3 protein-coding genes are annotated in these 5,202 nt (G+C 75.7%); all 3 read left to right on the top strand.

The window, feature by feature from the left end:
• The coding region (pglZ, locus tag RH94_RS16405; RefSeq protein WP_234425812.1) for a BREX-2 system phosphatase PglZ at positions 1 to 2,076 on the top strand (2,076 nt) is incomplete at its 5' end.
• A complete protein-coding gene (brxD, locus tag RH94_RS16400; RefSeq protein ID WP_073948332.1) occupies positions 2,073 to 3,431 on the top strand; it encodes a BREX system ATP-binding protein BrxD in 1,359 nt (452 codons plus the stop codon). The genes pglZ and brxD, both read left to right, overlap by 4 nt.
• On the top strand, positions 3,428 to 5,202 hold a 1,775-nt coding region (locus tag RH94_RS16395; protein ID WP_234425811.1), incomplete at its 3' end, for a DEAD/DEAH box helicase. The genes brxD and RH94_RS16395, both read left to right, overlap by 4 nt.

Raw genomic sequence — 5,202 nt, 5'->3', positions numbered from 1 at the left:
GGGCCCGCCGCGCCCACGCTGCTGGCGCTGGCCACCGACGGGCGGGGCGCGGACGCCCTGCCGCTCGGCGCGCTCGCCGCGGCGGCGCTGGGCTGTCCGGCCGCCGCCGACGCCGGGTTCGCGCTCGGCACGCTCTTCGGCAGTGCGCTCGGCTCGTTCGACGCGCTCGCGCCCTACGCGGCCGCCGCCACCGGTGTGCTCACCCGGTGGATCGCGCAGGCGGAGGCCGGTGGCCCGGCGGGTGCCGACGCGCGCGCCCGCGTGCCCGCCGTACTGGAACGCGCCGACCAGCTCGCCGACCGTGCGCGGCTGACCGGGCTGCTCGCCGGGGACCGGCTGCTGCCCTCCGGGTACCGGACGCGGCTGCGGGCGCTGGGCGCCGCGCTCGACGGGCGGCCGGCCGCCGCCCAGGCCGCCCTGCGCGAGCTGGGGGACCATCAGCTGGCCGGCCTGTACGCCGACTCCACCGAGCGCGCCCGTACCGCCGTACGTCTGCTGCGCTGGCTCGACGCCCCGGCGCCCGTCGTGGCCTCGGTCGGTCAGGGGGTGCGGCACCATCTCGCGTCCACCGGGTGGGTGGATCTGGCCGTCGGCGTCCTCGCCGAGGGCGACGCCTCGCGGGACAGTGTGCTCGGGGAGGCGTACCACCGGCTCATCGGTCGCGTGCGCGCCCGGCGGCAGCAGCTCGACGAGCAGTTCGCGTCGGTGCTGGCCACCTGGACGGAGGCCGCCTCCCAGCAGGCGCCGGGCGGGGCGCTGCTGATCGAGGACGTGCTCGCGGAGGCCGCCGCGCCGCTCGCCCGGGACGGCGGGCGGCCGCTCGTGCTCGTGCTGGACGGGATGAGCGCCGACGTCGCCGTGGAGCTGGCGGCCGGGCTCGACCGGCGGGCCTGGACGGAGATCGTCCCGGTTCCGGCCGGTACCGGCGGGCGGTCGCCCGGGCGTCTCGCCGCCGTCGCCATGCTGCCGACGGTCACGCGCGTCAGCCGGGCCTCGCTGCTCAGCGGGACGGCGGCCGACGGCGGGCAGGAGGCGGAGCGCGCCGGATTCACGGTCTTCTGGAAGAAGCGCAGGCGGGAAGCGGTCCTCTTCCACAAGGGCGGTTACGAGGGGACGGCCGGGCACCGGCTGGCACCCGCCCTGCTGGAGGAACTCGCCCACGAGGAGCGGATCGTCGGGGTCGTGGTGAACACCATCGACGACGCGCTCGCGGACGGCCGGGAGAGCGGGCGGGCCCGGTGGGGCATCGGGGACATCGCCAAACTGGCCGATCTGCTCGACGCGGCCCGCGGCGCCGGACGGCCCGTCCTGCTCGTGTCCGACCACGGACACGTCCTGGACCGCACTCCGCGCGACGCGGGGCCCACGGTGGCCGAGGGGGTCCAGGGCGCCCGCTGGCGGACCGGCGCGGCCGGACCGGGCGAGGTCGGGCTCACCGGACCCCGGGTCCGGGCGGCCGACGGGCGGATCACCGCCGCCTGGCGCGACGACCTGCGCTACACCTCCCGCCAGGCCGGCTACCACGGCGGCGCCTCCCTCGCGGAGGTCACCGTGCCCGTCCTCGCCTTCGTCCCCTCCGACAGCCGTATCCCCGCGGGGTGGACGGTGCTGCCCGCCGAGGACACCGTCCCCGAGTGGTGGCGCGCCGGAGCGGAACCCGCACCCGCGCAGGCGCCCGAACCGGCGGCCCGCGGCCGGGGCAGGAAACCGGAACCGCAGACCGAGAGCCTGTTCCCGCAGGACGGTCACGGCAGCCCCGGCGAGCAGACGGTGCGCAGCGCGCCGTACCGGGCCCAGCGCGACTTCGTACGGCTGCCGCCGGGCGACACGGCCGTGGCCGCCGCCCTCGACGCCCTGCTCACGGCCGGCGGCAAGCTGTCCCCGGCCGCGGTCGCCGCCGCCGCGCAGGCCGCCACCGGCAAGTCGCAGCGCAACCCGGAGCGGTTCGTCACCGTGCTGGAGCGGCTGCTGAACATCGACGGCTACCCGGTGCTCCAGCTGACGGAGTCCGGGCGCACCGTCCACCTGGACAAGGAGCTGCTGCGGCAGCAGTTCACCGGAGGCACCGGCTCATGAGCACCACCGCCGCACACACCCCGGGCGGCTCCGGGGCACCCGGCGTCAGCGCCGCGCGGGCCCGGGACGTCGTCGACGCGCTGCGTCGCGGCACCGTGCCGCAGCAGGGGCTCGGGCTGTTCGCCGTGGGCCTCGACCGTTTCGCGGACGCCCTGGACGACGACCTGGACACCGTCGCCCGCGGCGGCTCCGCCTTCCACGCGCTGCGCGGCGAGTACGGCTCCGGCAAGACGTTCTTCGCCCGCTGGCTCGCCGAGCGGGCCAAGCGGCGCGGGCTGGCCGTCAGCGAGGTGCAGATCTCCGAGACGGAGACCCCGCTGCACCGCCTGGAGACCGTCTACCGGCGCCTCGCCGAACGCCTGACCACCGCCACCCACCCGCCGTCCGCCCTGCGGGCCGTCGTCGACTCCTGGTTCTACGCGCTGGAGGAGGAGGTCCTCGACGCCGGGGAGGTCGAGGAGGACGACGAGCAGGGGCTCGGCCGGGCCGTGGACGAGCTGCTGGAGCGGCGGCTCGCGGACGTCGCCCGCACCACCCCCGCCTTCTCCGCGGCGCTGCGCGGCTACCGCGACGCGGTGGCCACCGGTGACGGGGCGCGCGCCGAGGCGCTGATCGCCTGGCTCGGCGGGCAGAGGTCCGTGGCCGCCGCCGCCAAACGCGCGGCCGGAGTGCGCGGCGACCTCGACCACTTCGGCGCCCTCGGCTTCCTGCAGGGGCTGCTGACCGTGCTGCGGGACTGCGGGCACCCCGGGCTGCTCCTGGTCCTCGACGAGGTGGAGACGCTCCAGCGGGTGCGCGGCGACGTGCGGGAGAAGTCGCTGAACGCGCTGCGGCAGCTCCTCGACGAGATCGACGCGGGCCGGTTCCCGGGACTCTTCCTGGTCATCACCGGCACCCCCGCCTTCTACGACGGTCAGCAGGGCGTGCAGCGCCTCGCCCCGCTGGCGCAGCGGCTGGCCACCGACTTCACCACCGACCCGCGCTTCGACTCCCCGCGCGCCGTCCAACTCCGCCTTTCCGGCTTCGACCTGGCCTCCCTCGGCGAACTCGGCCGCAAGGTGCGCGAGGTGTACACGGCGACGGCCAGGAACCCCGGGCGGATCGCCGCGCGGGCCGACGACGCCTACCTCGACGAGCTGGCGCGGGCGGTGACGGGCTCACTCGGCGGCAAGGCCGGTATCGCGCCCCGCCTGTACCTGCGCAAACTGGTCGCCGACGTCCTCGACCGGATCGACACGTTCGACGACTTCGACCCCCGGGCGCACTACACGCTCACGGTCGACAGCGCCGAACTCGACGAGGTGGAGCGCAACGCGGCGGCGAGCGCCGGTGACGTGGAGCTGGACCTGCCGTGAGCGCCGACGCGCTGGACCTCCTGGATCCGATCCTCGTCCACCACATCGTCAACTCGCTCGGCTGGCGTTCACTGCGCCCCTTGCAGCAGGAGGCGATCGAGCCGGTGCTCGCCGGGGAGGACGCCGTCCTGCTCGCGCCGACCGCCGGCGGCAAGACCGAGGCCGCCGTCCTCCCGCTGCTGACCCGGGCGCAGCGGCAGGGCTGGAAGGGCACGGGCATCGTCTACGTCACCCCGCTGAAGGCACTGCTCAACAACCTGCACCCGCGGCTGGAGACGTACACGGGGTGGGTGGGACGTACCGCCGAGCTGTGGCACGGGGACATCGCCGCCACCCGGCGCCGCCGCATCCTCGGCCGGCGCCCGGACCTGCTGCTCACCACGCCCGAGTCGCTGGAGGCGATGCTCGTCAGCGTGAACGTGGACCACCGGGCGTTCTTCTCGGGCCTGCACACCGTGGTCGTCGACGAGGTGCACGCCTTCGCCGGCGACGACCGGGGCTGGCACCTGCTGGCCGTGCTGGAGCGCCTGCAGAAGGTCGTCGGGCGGCCGGTGCAGCGCATCGGGCTGTCGGCCACCGTCGGCAATCCGCGCCAGCTCCTGGACTGGTTGCAGGGCTCGGGCCGGGACCGGCGCCCGGGCCGGGTCGTCGCGCCCGGCGTGGCGCTGCCCGAGCCGGGCCGCGGTGACCCGTCGGTGTCCCTGCCGGAGGGTGAGCCCGCGGCCGGGTCCGGCGGCCAGTCGGTGTCCCTGGCGAAAGGTGCCCCCGCGGCCCCGCCGCCGGGAGACGTGGAACTGGACTACGTCGGCTCCGTCGCCAACGCGGCCACCGTGATCGCCGCGCTGCACCGGGGCGAGAAACGCCTGGTGTTCTGCGAGAGCCGGCGCACCGTCGAGGAACTGGGCGAACAGCTCAGGCTGCGCGGCGTGACCACGTTCCTCTCCCACGCCTCGCTGTCCACCGACGAACGGCGGCGCGCGGAGGCGGCCTTCGCCGAGGCCCGGGACTGCGTGATCGTCTCCACCAGCACCCTGGAACTCGGCATCGACGTGGGCGACCTGGACCGGGTGATCCAGCTCGACGCCCCCGCGACGGTGGCCTCGTTCCTGCAACGCCTGGGCCGCACCGGACGGCGCCCCGGCACCACGCGCAACTGCCTCTTCCTGGCCCTGGACGACGCCGGACTGCTGTCGGCCGCGTCCCTGCTGCTGGCGTGGTCGCGGGGCTGGGTCGAACCGGTGGTCCCGCCGCCCGACCCCCGCCACCTCGTCGCCCAGCAGATCCTCGCCCTGTGCCTGCAGGAGCACCGCGTCGGCGAGAACCTGTGGCAGGAGTGGTGGGGCGGCCTCAACCCGTTCGGGACGGCGGCGGAACCGGTCGTACGGCACCTGGTCGAGCAGGGCTGGCTGGAGCGGGACGGCGGCACGCTGTTCATCGGCCCGGAGGCCGAACGCCGCTACGGACAGCGGCACTTCATGAACCTCACGGCCTCGTTCACCGCGCCCCCCGAGTTCACCGTCCTCAGCGGGCGCACGGAGATCGGCCGCACCGACCCCGACCTGCTCACCGAGGAGGTGGAAGGACCCCGCAAGCTGCTGCTGGCAGGCCGCAGTTGGCTGGTCACCTACATCGACTGGCGGCGCCGGCGCTGTTTCGTGGAGCCGGTGGACGAGGGCGGGCGTGCCAAGTGGAGCGGATTCGGGCCGGTGCGCGTCCGTTCCCGGGCCCTGACCCGGGCCGCTCGTGACGTGCTGCTCGGCAGCGACCCGCC

The organism is Streptomyces kebangsaanensis (assembly GCF_001906585.1).
GTDB classification, from domain to species: Bacteria; Actinomycetota; Actinomycetes; order Streptomycetales; family Streptomycetaceae; genus Streptomyces; species Streptomyces kebangsaanensis.
The sequence above is the reverse complement of the archived record's forward strand: the minus strand, read 5'-3'. Positions and strand labels throughout refer to the sequence as shown.